This is a genomic window from Candidatus Polarisedimenticolia bacterium (assembly GCA_036004685.1).
GTDB lineage: Bacteria > Acidobacteriota > Polarisedimenticolia > Gp22-AA2 > AA152 > DASYRE01.
This window is the reverse complement of sequence record DASYRE010000036.1, coordinates 104,601-126,749: the sequence shown is the minus strand read 5'-3', so window position 1 is coordinate 126,749 and position 22,149 is coordinate 104,601. Positions and strand designations below refer to the sequence as shown.

Below are 22,149 nucleotides of genomic sequence, written 5' to 3'. Positions count from 1 at the left end.
TTGCGACCCGCGCGCCTCGACGACCTCGGTGTTGACGTGATTTCGGAGACGCGACACTCGTTTCTTCGGCCATTCCGAGAGTTCTCTGGGTTGTCGTTATGCGCGGGAGCTTCTCAGTGGATCTCCTGTGCGAGGGTTAGTCGTGTTTGGGTACGCGGCGCTTCGGCGCGCTTTTCCAGCCAAGATAGATCGGCGGCCGAATTCAAGACAGGTTTGGACCCGTCGGCTGGAACCCGCCGCGGGTCAAACCGTTGTGTGGGACGGGATTGAGGACATGCGAAATCGATTAGTTTGGGGTGCCGGCGCGCTTCCAGGGGACGCTTCGGACGCCCGGGCTCGAAGGAGAGCCGGGGAGATCGGGAGCGGCGTCGGAGGAGCGGCGTCGATCGGCCACGGTGAGGAGCTGGTCGAAGCTGTTCCCATCGTCCGGGTAGCTGGCGCTGCCCAGCGCCGGATGGACCCGGATCTCGGTGCCGGGGCGGGGCTCGACGCTCACGGCGAGAAGCGCCGTGCGCAGGCGCGCCTCGACGCGCCGCGCCTCCACTCGGGAGACGCCGGGAAGGACCAGGATGAAGTCCCTCGCCGCGTGCCGGATGCAGGTATCGCATCCCCGCATCTGGCCTCGCAGAGCGTGCGCCACGCCGCGCAGGAACCGATCGTGGACCGCGGGCTCCGACGCGACGGCCGCGGCGCCGGAGGGGAGGGCTTCCAGGGCGACCAGGGTCAGAGGCCGCCCTTGCGCCTCGGCGCGGCGGATCTCCTGCTCGAAGCTGACGAACAGGTAGCGGCTCTCGGAAGCTGAATCGGCCGCGGCCGGGGAGGGAAGTCGAGAGGGCGCCGGCCCGGCCGCGGGCGCCGCTTCCGCGATGCCGGAAAGGGTCGCCTCCGCCGCGGGCGGCTTCTTTCCGGAAGGCGTCGCCGTCCCCTCCTGCCGGAAGCCGCCGGAGAGGATTTCAATCACGGAGAAATAGGCGCGCTCTCGCGCCTCGGCGCCGTCGGCCCGCCGCTTCTCCCTTTCGATCCGCCGGCGCGCCGCCAGCGATCCGGCGAGGAAGCCGGCCCCGAGGACGAGCGCCAGCGTTCCGATGAGCAGGGCGTTCATGATGGCGTTCCCATGCCAGAATAAGGCTCCCAGCTCTCAATCTAGGCGCGGGGGCGCGCAAATGCAATGCGCCCGCCGCCTCGTCCCCCGAGGGAAGCGAGTATAATCGCGCCATGTCCCGGCGTTGGATTTTCCCGGTGGTCCTCTGCGTCCTCGTCTTCTCAGCCAGCCTGGTTCACGTCACCCCGGGGACCTTGGGGGTGCTGCGCGGGATGGCCGGCGGGAAGATGTTTCTCCTCGAGCCGGGCCTGCATCTCAGACTGCCGTTTCTCCAGCAGCTGACGCTTTTCCCGAGCGGCCCGTTCCAGTTCGATTTCGAGAAGGAATTCCTGTTCCGCGAGGGGAGCGGCGTCCGCCTGTCGGTCCATTTCGAAGGCGCGCTGCTGCGGGAAGCGCTCCTGGAGGTCGCGGGGCGCGCCGGCCCCCGCAACGGTCCCACCGTGGTGGCGGACGACCTCGAGGCTCTGCTGAACAGCTGGGCGGCCGATCACAGTGGCTCAGAGGTCGCGGAAGCTCCGGTCGAGATGAAGGAGCGTTTCAGCGGGGCGGCCCTGGCCAACGGCTTCCGGATCAAGTCGCTCACCATCCGCCGCTCGGCCGGCGCGGGAGCTTCCTCCGCGACCGGGACGAAGCCGTCGAACGGCGTGAAAGTCGTCCTCGTCGGGATCGACGGAGCGGACTGGCAGATCATCGACCCTCTGATGGCGGCCGGGAAACTCCCGTCGTTCGCGAAGCTCAAGCAAGCCGGCGCCTGGGCGAGCCTGCGCTCGATGGACCCGATGCTCTCGCCGCTGCTCTGGACCACCGTCGCCACGGGTAAGCCGCCCGAAGAGCACGGGGTCGTCGATTTCCTCGTTCTGGAGCCGGGCACGGGGCGGCGAACCCCCGTCACCTCCGCCTCCCGTAAGGTCCGGGCGCTCTGGAACCTTTTCAGCGAAGCGGGGCGTACCTGCGGCGTGGTAGCCTGGTGGGCGACCTGGCCCGCGGAGCGGGTGAAGGGGACGCTCGTCTCGGATCGAGTCGCCTATTCGCTGTTCGGTTCGGCGGACCACGCGGCGCTTCCGGGAGCCACCTTTCCGGAATCCTACGCCGAGACCGTGGGCCGGTTGCGGGTGGGGGAGGAGCAGATCACCGAGAGCGATCTGCGGCCTTTCGTGGAGATCACGCGAGCCGAGCTTGAGGAGGCCCGGAAGCGGGCCAAGCGGGATCCCGCCCTGGCCGCCCGGGATCCGGTCCTGCACCTGACGCGCATTCTCGCCGCCGGGCGGACCTATCACGCCTTGGCGCTCGACATTCTGGCGCGCGGTCAGCCCGATTTTTACGCCGTCTATTACCAGGAGATCGACGAGGTGAGCCACCGCTTCGCCCACTTCGCCGACCCGAAGATGGACATGGTCAGCGAGTCGGATCACCGCCGATTCCGCAAGGCCATCGAGGCCGTCTATCGGGACCAAGACCAAAAGCTCGGGGAGATCCTCATGCGGGTCGATCCTGCCAGCCTGGTTCTCGTCCTGTCGGATCACGGCTTCCGGAACGGGACGGGACGCCCGCGGGACCAGCCGCCCGACCTCGAAGGGCAGCCGGCTCGCTGGCATCGCCCCTACGGGATTTTCCTGGCCGCCGGCCCGATGGTCGTTCCCGGGGAGAAAGACCCGGCGAAGCTCCTGGACATCGCCCCCATCGTCCTGGAGGCCGGGGGACTTCCCGCCGCGGCCGACATGCCCGGGGGGTTGCCCGAGAGCCTCTTCACGGCGTCGTTCCTCGCATCGCGTCCTCTCGGCCGCATCGCGACGTACGAGACGGGGGAAAGATCTCCCTCGGCGCCCGCCTCCCCGGAGAATCCCGAAGCGCAGCGCGCCGCCGCGGCGCTCGAGGAAAACCTCCGATCCCTCGGATACATCGGCGGCGGTCCGGCCGCAAAGGCCGGGCGGGACGCCGCGCCGGCGGCGGAGTCGGCTTTCTCGCACGCGAATCTGGCCGGGATCCATCTGCAAAAGGGAAATCTGCCGGAGGCGGAGCGCGAAGCGAAGAAGGCGCTCGCGCTGGCGCCCGGATACCTTCCGGCCCTGGTGTATCTGGCGCAGACCTACGAGCGGGAGAAGCGCTTCGCGGAGGCGCTTCCTCTGGCCCGCCAGGCGGCGCGCAGCGACAGCCCCGATCGCCAAAGCGGCCTCTATCTGCTGATCGCCAACCTCTACACCGCTCTCGGAAAGCCGAACGAAGGGCTCGCCGATCTCGCCGGCTTCTCCGTCCGCCGCGGCGACGAGGCCGACCTTCATGCCGCCATGGGAATCCTCAAGAAAGCTTCCGGCGACGCCACGGGCGCCGAGGCGGAGTACCGCAGCGCCCTGGCGGCCGATCCCACCGCTCAGGCGCCGATCCCGCGTCTCTTCGATCTCGGTGCGACGCCGGCGAGGCTGCGGGAGCTGGAGGCGAGCCTGCGGGCGGCGCTGCAGAAGAACGCCGATTCGGCGTTCCACCACAACTGGCTCGGGCTCGTCTACGACCGGATGGGCCGGATCGCCGAGGCGGAGAGCGAATACCGGGCCGCGTTGAAATCCGATCCGGAGCACGTCGGCGCGCTGGTGAATCTCGGCAATTTGCTCGCGAGGCAGAGGAAGCTCGACGAGGCGGGGCCGTTGATGCGGCGCGCCCTCGGGCGAGATCCCAGGAGCCTGGAGGCGCGCGTCGCGCTCGGCGCCGTCCTCGGGATCCAGGGAAAAAGCGATGAAGCGATCCGGACGCTGGAGGAAGGGCTGGCCTTGGGCCTTTCCGCCCCGTCGCTGTACAACGCCCTGGCGATGGCCTACTTTCAGAAGAGCGATCGGCCCAAGGCGGCGGCCGCCTTGAAGGAGTCGCTCCGGCTCGATCCCGACCAGCAGTCAGCCCGAGCGATGCTGCGAGACGTGGAAAAACCTTGAAGCGCCCCGCCGCTTTTCCGAAGCGCCAGGACCGCCGTCGTCCCGGAGGGCCCTCGCGGCCCTCCGGGGCTACCCGCGGTCCGCGGCCGCCGGCGCGCCCCGTCAAGGAAATCACGCCGGCCGCCGCCAGGAAGACGAAGACTCCGGAAGGCAGGGTCCGAAACCTGCGCCTCACCGTGGAATATGATGGGAGCCGTTACCGGGGCTGGCAGATCCAGTCGCGCGATAAGACGGTGGCGGGCGTGCTGACCTGGGCGGTCGGCAACGTGATCCGCGAGCAGGTGACGCTCTTCGGCGCTGGCCGGACCGACGCCGGGGTCCATGCCGACGGCCAGGTAGCCAATTTCCGCTGCCACACCTCGATGCCGGCGGTGCGCCTCCTCGAGGCGATCAATCAGGAGATGCCCCCCGACGTCAACGTGCTTCGGGTCGAGGACGTGCCGATGGACTTCCACGCCCGGCACCACGCGAAGCTCCGCCGCTACCGCTATCAGCTGGCCCTGCGGCGCAGCGCCTTCCTCAAACCCTATTCCTGGTGGCTGCGCGATCCGCCCGATCGAGAGATGCTCCGGGTGGCGGCCTCCTACTTGGTGGGGCGCCACGATTTCACCCCCTTCGCCGACAGCGGGCGCGCCATCGAGGAGCCTCTCGTGGAGGTCTACGAGGCGGCCTTCCAGGAGCAGGCGCCGCTCCTCCACTTCCGGATCGCGGCCGATCACTTTCTCCCCAGGATGGTCCGCCGGATCGTCGGCGTCCTGGTGCGGATCGGCCACCACGAATTCCCTCCCGAGCGCCTCAAGGAATTCCTCGCCGGCGCGCTCCCTCTGCCGGAGAACACCATGGCCCCGGCCGCTGGGCTCTTCCTCGAAAAAGTCGAATATCTCTGAAGACGCCCGCCGAAAAGACCTACCGTGGATTACGGGGTCGCGAGTTTCTTGACGCAGCGCGTGGAGACGACGACCAGCCTGGCGACAGCGGCCTCCCGGCGGGGCCGCCGGAAGAAACGGCGACCGTAATTTCACAAGGATGTAATCAACCGGGGAATTCCATTCCTCCCCTGAGGGCTCCCGGCCGCGGTCGCGACTCCGATTTTCGGATCGGCGAGAAATTTCCATCGGGACGGTTGACGCCCCGGAGGCCCGAACCTAGATTCATCCCCCGTCATTTGGCCATACGAGCTTTCATTCTCAAGGCCGCCTAACGAACGAGAGACGGTCGAGCAGGAACCCACAATCCCATGAGAATTCATTCCAGATTCCTGCAGGCCGGACTACTTCTCGGGGCTTTGTGCGGCGCGCTTCCCCAGGCCGCTTCCGCCTCGCCGTTCCTCGCCGGAGGGGCCGAGGAGCGCCTGGACCGGGTCCTGCTCTTCGAATCGCTCCGGGCTGCCGGCAAGGAGCCGGCCTCCTGGGCGGCCTATGAGGCCTCGCTGCGCCAGCTGATCGGCGAGATCGATCGGAGCCTCGGAACGCAGTCTCCTTATCGGACGGCGCGAAAAATCCACAAGATCCTCCACCATAGCTTCCTGCGGCGCTACGAAGCGGCCGCCGACGGCCTCGATGCCATCCTGGATCGGGGGGAGTACAACTGCCTGTCCTCGAGCCTGCTCTACGGAATCGTGGCGCGCGCCTTCGGGCTCGAGCCCCGGGTGGTCGAAGTCCCCCGTCATGTTTACGTCCGGCTGAAGCTCGGTCCGCGCGTCGTGGACGTGGAAACCACTTCCCGCATCGGATTCGACTTCCATCAGCGCCCCGAGCCGGAAGACCAAACCCGCATCGCGGGACTCGAATACGGCGGGTCGGGGGTCCCGGGATCGCCGGCCGCGGCCGCCGGGCTCTGGATCGAGGACCATGTCGTCGATCTCGAGCGCGCCGTGGCGTTCGTCTGGCACAACACCGGCCGGAGGGCCCTGGAGGGGGGCGATCCGCTGCGCGCGGCGATCCACTTCCGGGAGGAGGCGCAATTGCAGCCGGAGCTGGCGTTGCGCTCCGAGGTGCTGACCGCTTTGCTGGCGCGGGCCTTCCGCACGGAATATGAAGCGGGCCGCTTCGATTCGGCCTACCGGATCGCCGAAATCGACCTGCAGATTTTCCCGGCGCAGACGAGCGGGCGGGACCGCCTCCAGGCAGCCGCCTTGAAGCGCATCCGCGTTGCCTCCGAGAGTGGCGACGTGGCGGAAGCGGAAAGGATCCTCGATGCCGCGTCGGCCGCCGTCTCCTCGTCCCCGGACGCGGCGCGCATGGAGCGCGGCGCCTGTCCGCTCATCGCCGCCGCCGCCGTCCGGGTCGGCGATTGGGGGGGCGCGGAGCGCATGGCGGAGCGCTTCGCGAAAGCCCAGCCGGATCGCGCCGAAGCGCAGCGGCTACAGCGTTGGGTGGCGGCCCGGGAGCGGGAGGCCGCCCTCGAAAGGGAAGCGGCCGGATGCTCCGAGGTTTCCTCCGTTCCGGCCTTTTTCGTCCCTTACGGTCTGTTCCTGGCGGGCGACCCGCCCGCAACCCCCGGCGCCGCCGACGGTCCAGCCGAATCCCCGGCCTCCGGCTTCCCCGCGGCGCCGAGATCCTCCCCGCCGGCGCCCTCCTCCGTCCGGGACTGAAGCGCCCCGCGCCGCTTTTCTCACTCTGCCCGTAACATACGCAGAAGTCGGATCGTAATAAGATCAGGATGTCCCGATCCGCCGGATGCGTTATGATGAGCCTCCTGAAGCATAGGACCCAACACTTACAGTGGGAGCACCGAGTAACCGTCATTCTAAGATGATTTCCGATCTCCGCTACGCGCTTCGCCAGCTGATCAAGTCGCCCGGCTCTTCCCTGATCGCGGTCCTCGCCCTCGCGCTCGGGATCGGCGCGAACAGCGCGATGTTCAGCATCATCAACTCGCTCTTCCTGCGTCCGCTGCCCTACGCGAACCCCGAACGGCTGGTGCAGCTGAGGTCGTCGCTTCCGGAGCGTCAGCTCAACGACGTTCCCTTCTCCTGGCCTCGTTTCCTCGTCGTGCGCGACCACCAACAGGTGTTCAGCGACCTGGCGGTCGCGGCCTTCAACGGCTTCACGCTCAGCGGCCGCGACGCCCCGGAGCTGGTCCAGGGCGTGATGGCCTCGGCCAACTACCTGGCGGTGCTCGGGGTGCGACCGCTCTATGGGCGGTACTTCTCCGCCGAGGAGGACCGGGCGGGCGGCGCCGACGTCGTCCTGATCAGCTACAACTTCTGGCAGAAGCGGTTCCTAGGCAGCCAGGCAGCGCTCGGCCAGCCCCTGACGCTCGATGGCCGGCCCCACACGATCATCGGCATCCTGCCGCCGGCGCTTTCGCGTTTCCCGTTCAACCAGACCGACCTCTGGGCCCCGCGCCCGGTGGAAGTGCCTTTCCTCGTGCCGGCGCAGATTGACAACGGCGCCTTCACTTTCCAGGTCATCGGCCGCCTCAAGCCCGGCGTCACGCTGAAGCAGGCGCGCGAGAACGTGAGCCTGCTCGCCGGGAGCTACCGGGCAAAGTATCCGAAGAACGTCGACGCTCCCGCGCAGGCGGCCGTGGACCCCCTGCTCGAGAGCCTCGTGGGCAACCAGCGTAGGACGTTCGTGGTGCTCTTTGGCGCCGTCGGCTGCGTGCTTCTGATCGCCTGCGCCAACGTCGTCAATCTGCTGCTCGCCCGCTTCACCGGCCGCAGCAAGGAGGTCGCCGTGCGCCTCGCCCTGGGTGCCAGCCGGAGCTGCGTCATCCGGCCGTTCCTCTTGGAAAGTCTTCTCGTAGCCGTGATCGGCGCGGCCCTCGGTCTGCTCTTTGCGCAGTGGAGCCTCCAAGGGTTCCTCCAGGCCGGACGGGATTTCATACCGCGCTCCCTCGAGGTCGGAATCGATCCGGCGGTGCTCGCGTTCACCGCGGGCCTCGCGTTGCTCACGGGCCTGGCGATGGGCATCGTGCCCGCGCTGCGGGCGGCGAGTCATGACGTGAACGACGCCCTGAAGGCCTCCCCACGGGGGTCGACCCGCGGCGTCGCGGAAAGCCGTTTCCGGCTGGGCCTGCTTATCGGCGAGATCGCGCTGTCCCTCGTGCTCCTGGTCTCCGCCAGCCTCCTGCTCACGAGCTTCGCGCGCCTCCAGGGCGTCGCCCCCGGGTTCCAGCCGGCAGGATTGTTCGTCGGCTTCCTCAACGTGCCCCCGAGCCGGTACGAGACCAAGCCCGAGCTCGCGAGCTTCTACCACCGCGTGCTGGAGCGCATGGCCCAGCTCCCGGGCGTGAGATCCGTGGCGCTGAACGACGCTTTGCCGCTGAGCGGCGCCAACACGCAGGCACCCATAGCGGTCGCCGGCCGCGACCTGCCGCCGCTGAGCGAGCGTCCTCTGGCGCTCCGCCACCTGGTGAGCCCGCGCATGTTCGCCACCCTCGGCATCCGGCTCCTGGCGGGGCGCGATTTCGAGGATCGAGACAGCCCCGAGGCGCCGCACGTCGTCATCCTCAATGAGACGATGGCCCGCCAGTTCTTCGGCCGCGAGAGCCCGATCGGGCAGAAGCTCGTGACCGGCATGGGCCAGATCCAGTCGGAGGTCGTGGGCGTGGTGGCCGACAACCATTCGAACGACCTGACGTCACCCCCGGTGGCGGAGTATTTCCTCCCCATCCTGCAACGTCCCGAGAATTTTGCCTCTCTGGTTCTGCGGGTGGAGGGCGATCCGGCCGCCGTCGCCTCCGCGGCGCGAGCTGCCTTGAAGGAGGTCGACGCGGGATTGCCGCTGCTGGACCCACAGACGATGACGGCGCTCATCGCCCAGACGAGCGCGGATCGGCGCCTCGTCATGGTGCTGCTCACGATCTTCGCCGGGTTGGCGGTGGTGCTCGCCAGCATCGGACTCTACGGCGTGATGGCGTATATGGTCGGCCAGCGCACGGGCGAATTCGGCATCCGGATGGCGCTCGGGGCCGGTCCGGGCGCGATGCAGCGGATGGTCGTCATGCAGGGCCTGAAACTCGCGGCCGCCGGCATCCTGCTCGGCGCCATCGCAGCGCTCGGCCTGACTCGCCTGTTACAAAGCTTCTTGTTCGATGTCCAGCCCTTCGATCCACGGATCTACGCCGGCATCTCGTTGCTGATCGGCCTCGTCGCCGTCTGCGCGTGCTGGATTCCGGCCCGCCGCGCCGCCCGCATCGATCCCCTCGTTGCCTTGCGAGCCGAGTAGCGCCCGTGAAATGGACCACCGAGTAGGTTCATGGCAGTGGACCTTCGTTCACAATCGCGAGGAATCTTGCCAATTCATGCGATTGGCACCATGGCGCTGATTGAAGCCGATGTTTCGGCGATCACACGTCAACAGTTCAATTGTCTATAACACTGCTGAATTAAGAGTGTGATAACATTGAGCACAGATTGGATATATGTATGTGTGATTTTTGCGTTAAGCGTCGTGGTGTTGCTGTTAGGTCTAACCGCTAAGGTTCCTAAGTATGATCCAAGATCCTTGGATTATCCAGTCCTGAGGTTCCTTAGGACCGCTTCTATCCTAGCTGGTATCGGAGGATTCCCAATTTGCCTGCGAATAATCGGCATGATGTTTGGGATTGGCCGCTAATTCAGCACCGGGATTCTCCCCCTTGAGACGCTGGTTCCTCCAGGGAATGTCCTTGAGTGAGAAACGAGAGCAGAATGTTCGGGAGAATCGGGCGTTTGAGCCCAGATGTTCTTCTGCCGATGGCCTCATAGCACCGGAAGGGAATTCGGCGGGCACGCGGAGCCGGTTCTGGTAACCCCTAATATCCCCCGTCCTCTCGCAGCACCGCGGTCCAATCCCAGCAGAACCTAAGAATTCCAGCGCTCTCGGTGGCGCCTTGCCTGTACATTTGAAACAGGAGGCGATTATGTGGAACAAACAAGAGTTGGGTGGCCTGAAGAGTTTGATCGGCGTGATGGTGTTACTGCTCTGCACAACTTCTCCCCCCTCAAAGCCGGGCGGACGGAGACGAGTCAGGCGCAGGTCCTGGCCGGCATCGCGGTCGCCGTAGTCACCTGTGCCTCTCATCCTTGCCTGGGTGATAGCGAGCGGGATGTCCGAAAGCAACTGCATAACAAGATCGTTTCCGACGGCACCTTCTATTACAGCGATCTCGCCACAGCCTATCCACCGGCGCGGAAGTTCCTCTCCGGAGTTGCTGAATGAGATTTCGATCCTGAGTTAGACATGGTGAGTTTGAAGATCACCGATTTCCGTGCTGAACCCTCGCTCTTCCTTCCAGAACTTGAGCGCGCACTTCCAGGATGCCAGATGGAGCGGGACGATGACTTGGATACGGACAGCACGGACGATGAGGATGAGAGCGAGGGAGACTCCACGCGCGAATGGTCCTGCTCAACACAAGGTTACAGTTCGGGGGGACATTCTCGTTGAGATCTACCTCGCTCACGGTCTGCTGATCCTGGAGATGGGTCCCTGAGGCGGTGCGTCGAGAATCGGCCGCGACGGCCCGCCTTTGGGGGTCCTGAGCCGCGGCGCCGGCCCCCCGTCACTTGCCCGGGAAGGGAATCCACCCGCGGCTGGCGTAGTCGGTCAGGACGCTGATCAACAGCATCCCGAGCCAGGAGACCGCGAGCGCCAGGGTGAGCCAGATCAGCCGGGGGTTGTAGCGCACGTGCATGAAGTAGAGGATCACCAGGGTGGCCTTGAGGGTGGCGATGCCCAGCGCCACCGCCAGGTTGAGGCGGCCGAGGTCCGCGAAAGCCGCCCAGACGGTGACGATCGTGAAGAAGATCAACAGGGCGAACACGGTGACGTAGACGCGTCGAGGAACGATGCGCTCGGACATCAGGCGTGCCTGCCGATGAGGTAGAGCAGCGGAAAGAGGAAAATCCAGATGATGTCCACGAAGTGCCAGTACAGCCCGACGATCTCGACGGGCGCGTCGGCGCCGGGGCGGAAGCGGCCGCGCGCCGCCCCGAACAGGAGCCATGTCAAAAGGCCGAGGCCGATGACCATGTGGAGGGCGTGCATCCCGGTCATCGCGAAGTACAGGGAAAAGAAGATCTGAGCGTGACGCTGGAGGTCGGCTTCGGCGCCCGGATCGACCGAGGGGACTCCCGCGGCGATCGCCGGATCGGTCGCGGGGTCGAAATGGGCCGGAGCGTTCTCCTCCGACATCATGAACGAGGCCCCTGGGATCAGGCGCTCGACGAACTTGGCGTGATATTCCACTGCCTTGATCCCCAGGAACACCCCCCCGAGAAGCATCGTCAGCAGCAGGAACAGGGAAAGCGCCCGGCGGCGGCCCGTCTGCGCCGCGTGCACCGCGAACGCCATCGTCAGGCTGCTGCCGATCAGGACGACGGTGTTCACCCCCCCGAGGAGGACGTCGAGATGGCGGCTGGCCAGGGTAAAGGCCGCCGGAAAGCTCCAGCGGTAGACGGCGTACGCCAGGAACAACCCGCCGAAGAACAGGATCTCCGTCACCAGGAAGACCCACATCCCCAGGGTCACCGCCTCGCGCTGCTGCCCGGCGTCCTCGAACTGATGGGCGTGAGCGGTCTTCGGCCCTGCGACGCGCGCTTCAGCCGGCATAGACGCCTCGCTCCGGAACCGGAATCCGGTCGTAAGCGTACGCTTCCTCGGTCACGATCGGCGGCTCCGCGAAATTCTCGGTCGCGGGGGGCGAAGAGGTCTGCCATTCCAGACCGGTGGCGCCGAAGGGATTGGCCGTGGCGGCCTTGCCGTAGCGCATCGACCAGATCATGTAGACGAGAGGGATGAGGTAGCCGACCCCGAGGATCGAGGCGCCGGCGGTCGACATGACGTTGAGCACCTGGAACTCCGGCGGGTAGGCGTAGTAGCGGCGGGGCATCCCCAGGTAGCCGACGATGAACTGCGGAAAGAACGTCAGGTTGAAGCCGATGAAGACGATCAGGGCCGAGAGGCGCCCCCACCACTCGGGATACATCCGGCCCGTGATCTTCGGCCACCAGTAGTGCAAGCCCCCCAGGTAGGCCATCACCGTCCCTCCCACCATGATGTAGTGGAAGTGGGCCACGATGAAATAGGTGTCGTGGACGTGCACGTCGATCCCCAAGGTCGCCAGCATGAGTCCGGTCAGGCCGCCGATCGTGAACAGCCCGAGGAACCCGAAGGCGTAGAGCATCGGGGTCTGGAACGAGATCGAGCCGCGGTAGAGGGTGGAAGTCCAGTTGAACACTTTCACCGCGGAAGGAATCGCCACCAGGAAGCTGAGGATCGAGAAGATGAGCCCCGCGAAGACCGACTGGGAGCTGACGAACATGTGGTGCCCCCAGACCAGGAAGCCGAGCAGGGCGATCGCCAGGCTGGAGGCGGCGACGAACGAATAGCCGAACACCCGTTTGCGGGAGAAGCAGGCGATGATCTCGCTGATGACCCCCATGGCCGGCAGAATCATGATGTAGACGGCGGGGTGGCTGTAGAACCAGAAGAAGTGCTGGAACAGGACGGGGTCGCCCCCCAGCGCGGGGTCGAAGAACCCGAGATGGAAGACGCGCTCGAGCGCCAGCAGCACGATGGTGATGGCGATCACCGGCGTCCCCAGGATGACGATGATGCTGTAGGCGTAATGGGCCCAGACGAACAGTGGAAGGCGGAACCAGGTCAGCCCGGGAGCGCGCATCTTGTGGATCGTGACGATGAAGTTCAGCCCGGTGAGGATCGAGGAGAAGCCGCTGATGAAGATGCCCAGCGCCACGGGCACGATGTTGGTCGTCGTGTAGGCGGAGCTGTAGGGAGTGTAGAAGGTCCAGCCGGTGTCCACGCCGCCGATGACGATGTTGAACAGGGTGAACACCGCGCCGATGGTGAACAGGTACCAGCTCAGCAGGTTGAGCCGCGGAAAAGCGAGATCCCGCGCTCCGACCATCATCGGGATCAGGAAGTTCCCGAGGACCGCGGGAATCCCCGGGATCAGGAAGAAGAAGACCATGACGATGCCGTGCATCGTGAACATCTTGTTGTACGTGTCGGCGTGGAAGAAGTCGCCGGCGGGGGTGAGGAGCTCCAGCCTCACCAGCGCGGCGAACACCCCTCCCAGCATGAACATCAGCGTCACCGAGGTGAGGTAGAGCAGGGCGATCCGCTTGTGATCCACCGTGAGCAGCCACGAGCGGATTCCGTAGGCGGAGTTCAGGTAATGCCGGCCGGCCGGCGTGCCGCTCATGGCGTGGGGACCTCCTTGCCGGGGGACGGCGACCGCGCCGGAGCCACCGCGGCCGCAGCCGCGCCGCCCTGCGACTCGGCGCGCGACTTGAGATATTCGATCAACTCGAGGATTCCCTCCTCGTTCACCAGCCCGCGGAACGTCGGCATCACCGGGAGGTAGCCGGCCGTCACCCTGGCGGCGGGAAACAGGATCGCCTCGCGCAGGTAGGCGGCGTCGGCGGTGACGGTCTCGCCCGTCTGCAGGCGGATCGTGCTGCCGTAGAGCGCGTCGAGCGACGGGCCGCGGTCGCCCGAGCGGGCGGAATGGCAGGTCACGCACCCCAGGTCGTTGAACAGGCGCTCCCCGGCGGCCGCCATGGGGACCTGGCCGGGCCCTCCCGAAAGCCACGCCTGGAAGGCCTCCGGCTCCATCGCCTCGACCCATCCGATCATTCCCGAATGCTGCGTGCCGCAGTACTCGGCGCAGAAAAGGTGGTAGCGGCCGGGGCGGGTCGCTTGGAACCAGGTCGTCGTGTACCGGCCGGGCAGGGCGTCGGCTTTCACCCGGAACGCCGGAACGTAGAAACTGTGGATCACGTCCTCCGAGGTCAGGTTCAGCCGGACCGCGGTCCCCACCGGGACGTGCAGCTCGTTGATCTCGCGCCGTCCCGACGGGTGCTGCAGCTTCCACATCCAGCGCTTGCCCACGACGTTCACCGTCATGGTGTCGTCCGGAGGGCGGTTCAGCCGGAAATAGACGGCGGCGCCCCAGGCGAAAATCACCATCGCCAGGACAAAGGGGATCGACGACCAGAGGATCTCCAGGACGGTCGAGCCGTGGATCGGCGCGGGCGGCCTGTCTTTCGGGCGGCGCCGGTACTTGACGGCGAAGACGATCAGAAGCACCGAGATCAGGGTCGCGAAAAACAGAGCGAGCAGCACGGTCGTCACGAACAGGAGGTCGACCTCCCGCGCCTGCGCGGAGCCTTGAACGGGGAAGAGCGGGAAGTCAGAGTGCACGGGGGGCCGACTCCGGGGCCGCCGGGGAGCGCCGGCGGCGCTCGCGGCGGAGCATCAGAAGGATCACCGAACCGGCCCCGACAGCGGTGAGGGCGCCCGCGAGCCGCATGGCGGCCAGCGCCGCGAAGCCGTAACGGCCCGTGACGGGATCGTAGTGATAGCAGAAAAGCAGGAGCCGGTCGGCGAGCCTGCCGATCTTGCCCTCCGACGACTCGACCAGTGCCAGGCGCAAGTCCCGCGGCGGGAAATCGATTCCGTAGAAGACCCGCGAGATCCGTCCGGAGGGAGTCAGGATCAGGATTCCGGCGGCGTGGGCGAACTGGCCGCTGGCCTCGTCGTAGGCGTAGCGGTAGCCGACGCTTTCGCTCAGCCTGCGGATGGCCGGCTCCTCGCCCGTGAGGAATCGCCATCCCTCCGCGGCGCCGGGACGGCCGTAGCTCCGGACGTAGATCGCCTTCTTGGCCGCCGCCAGATCGGGCGTCTCCCGCGGGTCGATGCTCACCGTCACGAGCCGGAAATCCTTCCCCGGATCGAGCGCCAGGGTGCGCAGCGACGCGACCAGCCCGTTGAGCTCCATCGTGCAGAGCATCGGACAGCGGTAGTAGTTCAGCGTCAGAATCACGGGACGATGGCCGAGAAGCTCGGCCAGGCGAACCGCCCCGCCCGACTCGTCGCGGAAAACCAGATCCCCCGGCACCTCCCTCCCGAGCCGCTGCTCCAGCCCCACGCCGCGCAACACCGCCGGGGTGGGGTCGGCGGACGCGCGGGCCGCCGCTCCCCGGCTCGTCGCCGGTGCCAGCGCCAGCGCTGCCAGCGCCGAAAGCGCCACGATCGTCCCGCGCCGCCTCATCGCCGCCCGCCCGGGGCCCCGGCCTCGGGCGCTCCCGGCTCCGCCGCGGCGGCCTTTTCCGTCATCTCGATCGCCTGATCGATCGGGATCCTGACGATTCCCGCGCCGCGATCGACCCAGCCGTAGGACGAGAGCGCCGCGTCCTCCTCGGCGCGCAGCCGCCGCAGATCGTCCAGCGGGGTGTTCTGCAGCCGCGGCTCGGGAGGGACGTTGCTTCGGGTGCCGGCGAGCGTCGAGGGGATCGCCGGCCGCCTCTCCTCGCTGAGAGCGAGGTGCGCGAAGAGGGCCTTCATCAGGAAGAGGACGGCCACCATGCCCGCGAGAAGGGTCGCCAGCAGCCAGGCGAGCGTGCGAACCCGCGCGTCACGGGCTTCGTATCGGCCCGCTGCGCCGCCGTGCCTAGCGGGCGTCATCGATCGACTCCTTCAGGAACGGATCCCCCAGCGGCAGCAGCGGCTTCCTCTCGAGGAAGCGCAGGAAGAGCGCCAGCCAGATCCCCCCGACGGCCACGGGAGCCGCCAGATCCATCCAGTGGATCGCCAGCCGCCCGGGATGGAACGCCGGGGCGATCGTCCAGGCCACGTCGAGCAGCCGCGTGAGAAGCAGCAGCCCGGCGACCTGGGCGAGCCTCCGCGGGTTTCGCTTGAGCCGCATCGACAGCAGGAGCACGAAAGGGAAGGCGAACTGGAAAACAGCCAACGCCAAGCCGAACCACTGCCACCCTCCGGTCAGCCGCTTGAGGTACCAGGGAATCTCCTCGGGGAGGTTGCCGGCCCAGATGATCAGGAACTGGGAGAAGGCGAAATAGGTCCAGACCATCACGAACGCCAGCAGGAGCTTCCCGAGATCGTGAAAGTGGCGCGGGCCGATCCTGCCGCGCAGCGGCGGCCGGGCCGCCAGGCTCGCCAGGACCAGGATCGCGAATGCCAGGGCCGAGAGCGCCTGTCCCATCACGACCAGAAGGCCGTAGAGGGTCGAGAACCAGTGAGGCTCCAGCGACATCATCCAGTCGACCGAGGCGAACGTCATCGCCAGGACGTAGAGCGCGATTCCCGCGCCCGAGAGCTTCGCCAGCCGATCCACCAGCAGCGGATCGCCGGTGCGGTCCTGGCGATCGGACCAGCGGTTCAGGACGATGGCGAGCGCCGACCAGATCGCGAAGTAGACGACGGCCCGCAGCGTGAACCCCACGGGATTCAGATAAGCGCTCTTGTGCCGCAGAATCGGATCGGCGGCGACCAGCTTCTCGTCGGCCCAGGGATAGAGGCGGCGGAGGCCCGAGAGCAGCGGCGTGAACAGGACGAACAGGAAGGGAAGCGTCATCGCGGCGGCCTCGAGGAGGCGGCGCAGCACGACTCCCCAGGCGCCGCCGGAGAGGTGCTGGAGCATCAGGATGCCGAGGCAGCCCAGCGCGATGCCGAGCCACAGCGAATAACCGATGAGGTAGGAGCGGTAGAACTGCGGCGGATCGAGAAGCCCCCCCGCCAGCAGCGCGACGAATCCCGCCACGCCGACGAGCAGCGAGCGACCGCGCAGCGCCGCGAAGCTCGGAGCGGCCGCCTCGACGGCGGGCGTCTCGCGGCGCAGGGCGGCGGGGCTCATCGGCCGTCCCTCCCCGCCGCGGGCGCCGCCGGCGGCATCGATTCGAGCCGCTTCCTCTCCTCCGGCGGCACGGCGGCGAGCGGGGCGTGCTGTGACCATTGCAGCGCCCGGACGTACGCTACGATCGCCCATCGATCCGCCACGGGGATCTGGGCGGCGAGGCCCGCCTGCCGCCCGAAGCCCCGGGTGATCACGTCGAAGAGATAGCCCGGCCGCGCCTCGCGCAGCCGATCCTGGTGCAGCGTCGGAGGCCGCGGGTAGCCGCGACGCACCACCATCCCCAGCCCTTCGCCGAGGCGATCGTGGCAGGGAGCGCAGAAGATGTCGTAACGCTCGCGGCCCCGCTCCAGCGTCTTCCGATCGACCCGCAGCGGAATCCGCGGCGCGAATTCGGCGCCGCGCCTGCCCGCGAAGTAGATTTCGTCCTCCTCGAGGTGGCCGCGCGCGACGGTGCCCGGCACGGCGGGCCGCGCCGAGCGGTCGTCGCCCCAGAAGTCGCTGTGCTCCAGCGGCCGGTAGGCGGGCTGATCCGCCATCTTCTGGCGGCACGCCATGCCGCCCAGCAGCGCCAGAGCGAGGATCAGGGGCTCAGCTCGCCACTTCATAGACCTGACCCGGCGTGAGCGATTCGAGAAACAGGCGCGTGGCGGAGGCATCGAACTTCGGATCGCTCGCCTCGATGCACAGGAAGAAGCGGTCCCGGCTGGCGAGGCGGAACTCCGGGACGTTGAACACGGGGTGATAGGGCCGCGGCAGGCCGTTGAGCCCGAGCATTCCCAGCACCGCCGCAAGCGACGCGAAGAGGATGGTCAGCTCGAAAGTGATCGGGATGAACGACGGCCAGCTGTTGAGCGGCTTCCCTCCGATGTTCAACGGGTAGTCGACGGCGGAGCACCAGTACTGCAGCCCGAAGCCCGCGGCGCATCCGAGCAGCCCTCCCGCAAAGACGATCTTCGGAAGGCGCCCGCGGGTGCGGGTGCCGAGCGCCTCGCCCAGCTCCTCGATCGGAAACGGCGAGTAGCCGTCGATCCGCCGGTAGCCTTCCGCGTGCGCCCGCCGCGCCGCGGCGACGATGGAGGTGGCGTCCGCGAACTCGGCCATCAACCCGTAAAGAGGCGTCTCAGCGCGCGGCATGATCCTCCACCTCCGCCTCGGGCAGGATGGCGCGCATCTCGAAGATCGAGATCATCGGCAGGAACCGGATGAACAGGAAGAGCAGCGTCAGGAAGAGCCCAATGGTCCCGAAGAAGGTCGCGAAATCCCAGCGGGTCGGATAGTACATGCCCCACGAGGAGGGCAGAAAATCGCGGCTCAGGCTGACCACGATGATCACGAAGCGCTCCAGCCACATCCCCAGGCTCACCACGAGGGAGATCCCGAACAGGGAGGCGATGGAGTCGCGCACCTTGGAGAACCAGAGCAGCTGAGGGGTCACGAGGTTGCAGGCCAGAAGGGTCCAGTAGGTCCAGGCGTAGGGTCCCGTCATCCGGTTCAGCATCATGAACCGCTCGTTCGGATTGCCGCTGTACCAGGAGAAGAACGCCTCGATGGCGTAGCCGTAGCAGACGATCATCGACGTCGCCAGCAGGACTTTGGCCATGTTCCGCAGATGGGCGAGCGTGATGAAGTCCTGGAGCCCGTAGACTGCTCTCAGGGGAATGGCGATCAGGAGCACCATGGCGAACCCGGCGTAGATGGCGCCCGCCACGAAATAAGGGGGGAAGATCGTGGCGTGCCAGCCGGGGACGATGGCGATGGCGAAATCGAAGCTCACCACCGTGTGCACCGAGACGACCAGGGGTGTGGCGAGGCCGGCGAGGAGCAGCGACGCGACTTCGTAACGGTGCCAGTGCATGGCCGACCCGCGCCAGCCCATCGCCAGCATGCCGTAGAGGATGCGGGCGGCGCGCTTCTTGGATCGGTCCCTCAGCGTGGCCAGATCGGGGATCAGGCCGACGAACCAGAAGAGCGCCGAGACCGTGGCGTAGGTCGAGACGGCGAAGACGTCCCAGACGAGCGGGCTGCGGAAGTTCGGCCAGATCCCCATGGTGCTCGGATAGGGACCCATCCAGTAGGCGAACCAGGGGCGCCCCATGTGGAGCAGGGGAAACATCCCGGCGCAGGCGACGGCGAACAGCGTCATCGCCTCGGCGAAACGGTTGATGGAGTTCCGCCACGTCTGGCGCAGGAGCAGCAGGATGGCGGAGATCAGCGTGCCGGCGTGCCCGATGCCGATCCACCAGACGAAGTTGATGATGTCGAATCCCCATCCGACCGGGATGTTGTTTCCCCAGACCCCGATGCCGCGCGCCAGGACGACGCCGACCGCGACCAGGAAGAGCATCAGCAGCGCGAAGGAGACGGCGAAGCCGATCAGCCATCCGAACCGGGTGCCGCGCGCCAGCACGATCGAGCCGATCTTGTCGCTGATCGTGGCGAAGGTGTGGCCCGGCGCCAGCAGCGGCGGCGACCCGGCCGGGTCGGACCTGGCGTCGCGCGGATCCGTTTCGCTCACTCTTCTTCCTCATGTCGCGGGGTCAGGATCTCGGGGTTCGGGTTCGAAAGCGACGCCAGGTAGGTCGTCCGGGGACGCGTGTTCAGGTTCCCGAGAAGGGCGTAGTTCCGCGGGTCCTTCTTGAGGTTCGCGATCCGGCTGCCCGGATCATTCAGATCGCCGAAGACGATCGCCTCCGACGGGCACACCTGCTGGCAAGCGGTCAGGATCTCTCCGTCGCGGAGGGCGCGCCCCTCCACCTCGGCCTCGTTGCGCGCCGCGTTGATCCGCTGGACGCAATAGGTGCACTTCTCCATGACGCCCCGCGTCCGGACGGTGACGTTGGGATTGAACAGCAGCCGCGACGTGGGCGAGTCGTAGTCGCTGTACTGCAGGAAATTGAAGCGCCGCACCTTGTAAGGGCAGTTGTTCGCGCAATACCGGGTCCCGACGCACCGGTTGTAGACCATGTCGTTGAGGCCTTCGGAGCTGTGAGCGGTCGCCGCGACCGGGCAGACCTGCTCGCACGGCGCGTTCTCGCACTGCATGCAGGGGACGGGCTGGTGCAGCACGCTCGGCGATTCCGGATCGCCCTCGAAGTAGCGGTCGACCCGGATCCAGTGCATCTCGCGGTTCACTTTCACCTGATCCTTGCCGACGACGGGGATGTTGTTCTCCGCCTGGCAGGCGATGGTGCACGCGTTGCAGCCGGTGCAGGCGTTCAGGTCGATCGCCATCCCCCAGGCGTGACCGGCGTATTGCACGGCCGGAACCAGGGACAGCTCGGCCGGGGGATCCTCCTCGATCTCCTGCGCGAAGCGCGGGTGGCTGGCGTAGTGCGCCAGCGTCGCGTGGCGTACGATGGCCCTCCCCTCCATGCTCCCGTGGTCCTGCGTCGCCGCCAGGGAGTGCCGCGCTCCGGTGCGCTCGACCGAGACGGACGTCGCGATCCAGCGCGCCCCGGAGAGGCGCAGGGCGTAGGCGTCGAACCCGGCCTTCCGCCCGACTCTCCCGACCCGCCGCCTCCCGTAGCCGAGATGGACCGTCACCGAGTCGTCGGCGTGCCCCGGCAGGATCCACACCGGCGCGCGGACGCGGCGTCCGGCCGTCTTGAGCCCCACCATGTCCTCGTTTTCCAGCGACAGCCGGCGCGCCGTCGCGGGGCTGAGGATGGCGGCGTTGTCCCAGGTCAGCTTGGTGAGCGGCCGCGGCAGCTCCTGGAGCCAGCCGTTGTTGGCGAGACGGCCGTCGAAGATCGACGGGTCGGTCTTGAAGACCAGCTCCAGGCCCGCCGGAGCCGGGCCGGCGCCGGGCGTCGGCGGTTCGGACGCCCCGCGCCACCTCACTTCGCGGGGCGGCGCGGCGGTCCCGGCGACGAAGCCGTCGTGCAGCGCGCGGCGCCAGGGGTTCTCGAACCCTCCGGCCGGAAGCAGAGCGGCCCAGCGCTCTTTGACGATCTCGGCGCTCGAGCGCTGCGGCCGGTCGGTCAGGGCGGCGATCAGCTCGTGCGCCGTCTTACCGTGGTACAGCGGCTCGATGAGGGGCTGGAGGATCGTGACGCTCCCGTCGGGATTGCGCGCGTCGCTCCACGACTCCAGATCGTGCGCTTCCGGAACGTGCCACTGGCAGCGGGCCGCGGTCTCGTCGTCGTAGAGGCCCAGGTGCACGGTCAGGCCCACCTTCGCGAGCAGGGCGCCGAAGGGAAGGTCGGCGGGAGCGGTGAAGACCGGGTTGCAGCCGGCGATGAGCAGGAGCTGGACGTTCCGCGCTCCCATGTCGCGCGCCAGATCGGCGAGGCTCTCCGCGCCCGCCGCCGCCGCGTCGACCGGAGAATGGAGCGTTACGGCGGCGCCGAGGCTTCCCAAGACGTGGTTCATCGCGTGGGCCAGGGCATGAACCTCCGGCGGCTGACCGGGCCCCGCCACGACGAGGCTGCGGCCGGCTCCCCGCGCCAGATCCTTCGCCACAGCCGCCAGGTCGCGCTCGGAGATCCCCGGCACGCCGCGCGGCGGACGGGCGCCGGGAACGCCCAGCCGGGCGGCGATCGCCGAGGCGAGGGCGCGGATGTCGGAAGCGCGCACCCGGAAGCGATGATCGGCCCGGGCGCCGGTGAGGCTCGGCATGCTCTCCGCGACGTAGAGCCGGCTCATGGAGGGGGGCGATCCGGCGGCGCGCGCCTCTCCGGGCGGAGCGACGCGGCGCCGGCGCGCGAAGTCGCGGGCCCGGCGGAGATGCCCCGGGCCTTCCACGAGGAAATCGGAGTCGAGCGCCAGGATCACGTCGCACCGATCCAGGTGGTAGCGAGGCTCGAGCGTCTCGCCGAACGCGAGGCGGGCGCCGGCGAGGACGTTCTCCTCGTCGGCCGCCTCGTGCCGGCACCATCGGGCCCGCGGAAAGACGCGCAGGAGCTCCTCGATCTGCGCCGCCAGCGTGGGCGAAGTCACCGCGCCCGTGAGGAGGCGCACCCCCGAACCGCCGGTGGCGCGCTGCGCCTCGGAAGCCTCGCGAAGGACTCCCAGGAGATCCCCGTACGGGCGAATCTCGCCGAGGTGCGTGACGGTCTTCGAACGCTCCGGATCGTAGAGCGTGAGGAGAGCCGCCTGAGTGAAAGCGTCGGTCGCTCCGAGGCTTTCAGGATGCTCGGGATTCCCTTCGATTTTGACCGGCCGCCCCATGGTGCTCGTGACCAGGACCGGAACGGTCGCCCCCGCGAGCCGGATGGCGGTGGCGTAGCGCAGCGGCTTCCCGGGGACCAGCTCCTCGGGTTGCGTGACGAAGGGGACGATCTTCTCGCCGGAAGGAGGGGAGCACTTCGCCAGCCCCGCGAGCGCCAGGGAGGCGCCCATGAGGCGGAGGAACTGCCGGCGCCCCGCCGGGTCGTCCCATTCGGAGGCGAGCTCCGGAAACTCCCGCACGACAGCCTCCCGCACGCGCGCGGCGCCGGCGAGGTCCTCCAGGCTGCGCCACGGCGCCGCCGCCGACGGCCGCGTTGTTCCGGGCTTTTCGCTCATGCCTTGCGCTCC

17 protein-coding genes are annotated in these 22,149 nt (G+C 67.7%); 5 read left to right on the top strand and 12 right to left on the bottom strand.

From position 1 onward, the window contains the following. Positions 1-286 precede the first annotated feature (286 nt). Positions 287-1,102 carry a diguanylate cyclase gene (locus VGR67_09560; protein ID HEV8336651.1) on the bottom strand — a complete coding sequence of 272 codons (816 nt, stop codon included), beginning with the start codon at positions 1,100-1,102 and terminating at the stop codon, positions 287-289. A 113-nt stretch (positions 1,103-1,215) separates the two neighbouring features. Between VGR67_09560 and VGR67_09555 the strand changes: the two genes are divergently transcribed. The 5 genes from VGR67_09555 to VGR67_09535 all read left to right on the top strand — a co-directional run bounded on the left by VGR67_09555 (position 1,216) and on the right by VGR67_09535 (position 10,172). Continuing rightward, positions 1,216-4,023 carry an alkaline phosphatase family protein gene (locus VGR67_09555; GenBank protein HEV8336650.1) on the top strand — a complete coding sequence of 936 codons (2,808 nt, stop codon included), beginning with the start codon at positions 1,216-1,218 and terminating at the stop codon, positions 4,021-4,023. Further along, a complete protein-coding gene (gene truA, locus VGR67_09550; protein HEV8336649.1) occupies positions 4,020-4,910 on the top strand; it encodes a tRNA pseudouridine(38-40) synthase TruA in 891 nt (296 codons plus the stop codon). Before VGR67_09555 ends, truA begins: the two co-directional genes overlap by 4 nt. A 350-nt stretch (positions 4,911-5,260) precedes the next feature. Beyond that, positions 5,261-6,616 (top strand): hypothetical protein, encoded by a 1,356-nt coding sequence (locus tag VGR67_09545; GenBank protein ID HEV8336648.1) that lies wholly within the window; start codon positions 5,261-5,263, stop codon positions 6,614-6,616. 160 nt (positions 6,617-6,776) lie between these two features. Continuing rightward, on the top strand, positions 6,777-9,197 hold the full coding sequence (locus VGR67_09540) for an ABC transporter permease (GenBank protein ID HEV8336647.1): 2,421 nt from the start codon (positions 6,777-6,779) through the stop codon (positions 9,195-9,197). A 678-nt stretch (positions 9,198-9,875) separates the two neighbouring features. Beyond that, a complete protein-coding gene (locus tag VGR67_09535) occupies positions 9,876-10,172 on the top strand; it encodes a hypothetical protein (GenBank protein HEV8336646.1) in 297 nt (98 codons plus the stop codon). Positions 10,173-10,515: 343 nt separating this feature from the next. On the opposite strand, the gene VGR67_09530 is transcribed toward VGR67_09535, so the two are convergent. Genes VGR67_09530 through VGR67_09480 form a run of 11 tightly spaced genes read right to left on the bottom strand, consistent with a single transcriptional unit; the run spans position 10,516 to position 22,137 of the window. Beyond that, positions 10,516-10,815 carry a cytochrome C oxidase subunit IV family protein gene (locus VGR67_09530; protein HEV8336645.1) on the bottom strand — a complete coding sequence of 100 codons (300 nt, stop codon included), beginning with the start codon at positions 10,813-10,815 and terminating at the stop codon, positions 10,516-10,518. Then, the gene (locus tag VGR67_09525) at positions 10,815-11,564 is read right to left on the bottom strand and encodes a cytochrome c oxidase subunit 3 family protein (GenBank protein HEV8336644.1); all 750 of its coding nucleotides are present in this window, start codon (positions 11,562-11,564) and stop codon (positions 10,815-10,817) included. Before VGR67_09525 ends, VGR67_09530 begins: the two co-directional genes overlap by 1 nt. Then, positions 11,554-13,179: a cytochrome c oxidase subunit I gene (gene ctaD, locus VGR67_09520; protein HEV8336643.1), complete on the bottom strand. Its 1,626-nt coding sequence runs from the start codon at positions 13,177-13,179 to the stop codon at positions 11,554-11,556. Before ctaD ends, VGR67_09525 begins: the two co-directional genes overlap by 11 nt. Then, the gene (gene coxB, locus VGR67_09515; protein ID HEV8336642.1) at positions 13,176-14,180 is read right to left on the bottom strand and encodes a cytochrome c oxidase subunit II; all 1,005 of its coding nucleotides are present in this window, start codon (positions 14,178-14,180) and stop codon (positions 13,176-13,178) included. Before coxB ends, ctaD begins: the two co-directional genes overlap by 4 nt. Continuing rightward, positions 14,170-15,030 (bottom strand): SCO family protein, encoded by an 861-nt coding sequence (locus tag VGR67_09510; protein HEV8336641.1) that lies wholly within the window; start codon positions 15,028-15,030, stop codon positions 14,170-14,172. The genes coxB and VGR67_09510 overlap by 11 nt, the downstream gene beginning before the upstream one ends. Next, entirely contained in the window at positions 15,027-15,443 is a 417-nt protein-coding gene (locus VGR67_09505; protein ID HEV8336640.1) for a hypothetical protein, read from the bottom strand. The genes VGR67_09510 and VGR67_09505 overlap by 4 nt, the downstream gene beginning before the upstream one ends. Continuing rightward, complete coding sequence (locus tag VGR67_09500; GenBank protein HEV8336639.1) at positions 15,430-16,632, bottom strand: hypothetical protein; 1,203 nt, start codon at positions 16,630-16,632, stop codon at positions 15,430-15,432. Before VGR67_09500 ends, VGR67_09505 begins: the two co-directional genes overlap by 14 nt. Then, positions 16,629-17,237 (bottom strand): cytochrome c, encoded by a 609-nt coding sequence (locus VGR67_09495; protein ID HEV8336638.1) that lies wholly within the window; start codon positions 17,235-17,237, stop codon positions 16,629-16,631. Before VGR67_09495 ends, VGR67_09500 begins: the two co-directional genes overlap by 4 nt. Beyond that, complete coding sequence (locus VGR67_09490; protein ID HEV8336637.1) at positions 17,221-17,766, bottom strand: DUF3341 domain-containing protein; 546 nt, start codon at positions 17,764-17,766, stop codon at positions 17,221-17,223. Before VGR67_09490 ends, VGR67_09495 begins: the two co-directional genes overlap by 17 nt. Further along, positions 17,753-19,147, bottom strand: coding sequence for an NrfD/PsrC family molybdoenzyme membrane anchor subunit (nrfD, locus tag VGR67_09485; protein ID HEV8336636.1), 1,395 nt, complete (start codon positions 19,145-19,147; stop codon positions 17,753-17,755). The genes VGR67_09490 and nrfD overlap by 14 nt, the downstream gene beginning before the upstream one ends. Then, positions 19,144-22,137: a TAT-variant-translocated molybdopterin oxidoreductase gene (locus tag VGR67_09480; GenBank protein HEV8336635.1), complete on the bottom strand. Its 2,994-nt coding sequence runs from the start codon at positions 22,135-22,137 to the stop codon at positions 19,144-19,146. The genes nrfD and VGR67_09480 overlap by 4 nt, the downstream gene beginning before the upstream one ends. Positions 22,138-22,149 lie beyond the last annotated feature (12 nt).

Coding starts and splice junctions, on each gene's coding strand:
- VGR67_09560 (HEV8336651.1), bottom strand. CDS start 1,102: ATGAACGCCCTGCTCATCGGAACGCTGGCGCTCGTCCTCGGGGCCGGC.
- VGR67_09555 (HEV8336650.1), top strand. CDS start 1,216: ATGTCCCGGCGTTGGATTTTCCCGGTGGTCCTCTGCGTCCTCGTCTTC.
- VGR67_09545 (HEV8336648.1), top strand. CDS start 5,261: ATGAGAATTCATTCCAGATTCCTGCAGGCCGGACTACTTCTCGGGGCT.
- VGR67_09540 (HEV8336647.1), top strand. CDS start 6,777: ATGATTTCCGATCTCCGCTACGCGCTTCGCCAGCTGATCAAGTCGCCC.
- VGR67_09530 (HEV8336645.1), bottom strand. CDS start 10,815: ATGTCCGAGCGCATCGTTCCTCGACGCGTCTACGTCACCGTGTTCGCC.
- VGR67_09525 (HEV8336644.1), bottom strand. CDS start 11,564: ATGCCGGCTGAAGCGCGCGTCGCAGGGCCGAAGACCGCTCACGCCCAT.
- ctaD (HEV8336643.1), bottom strand. CDS start 13,179: ATGAGCGGCACGCCGGCCGGCCGGCATTACCTGAACTCCGCCTACGGA.
- VGR67_09510 (HEV8336641.1), bottom strand. CDS start 15,030: ATGAGGCGGCGCGGGACGATCGTGGCGCTTTCGGCGCTGGCAGCGCTG.
- VGR67_09505 (HEV8336640.1), bottom strand. CDS start 15,443: ATGACGCCCGCTAGGCACGGCGGCGCAGCGGGCCGATACGAAGCCCGT.
- VGR67_09500 (HEV8336639.1), bottom strand. CDS start 16,632: ATGAGCCCCGCCGCCCTGCGCCGCGAGACGCCCGCCGTCGAGGCGGCC.
- VGR67_09495 (HEV8336638.1), bottom strand. CDS start 17,237: ATGAAGTGGCGAGCTGAGCCCCTGATCCTCGCTCTGGCGCTGCTGGGC.
- VGR67_09490 (HEV8336637.1), bottom strand. CDS start 17,766: ATGCCGCGCGCTGAGACGCCTCTTTACGGGTTGATGGCCGAGTTCGCG.
- VGR67_09480 (HEV8336635.1), bottom strand. CDS start 22,137: ATGAGCGAAAAGCCCGGAACAACGCGGCCGTCGGCGGCGGCGCCGTGG.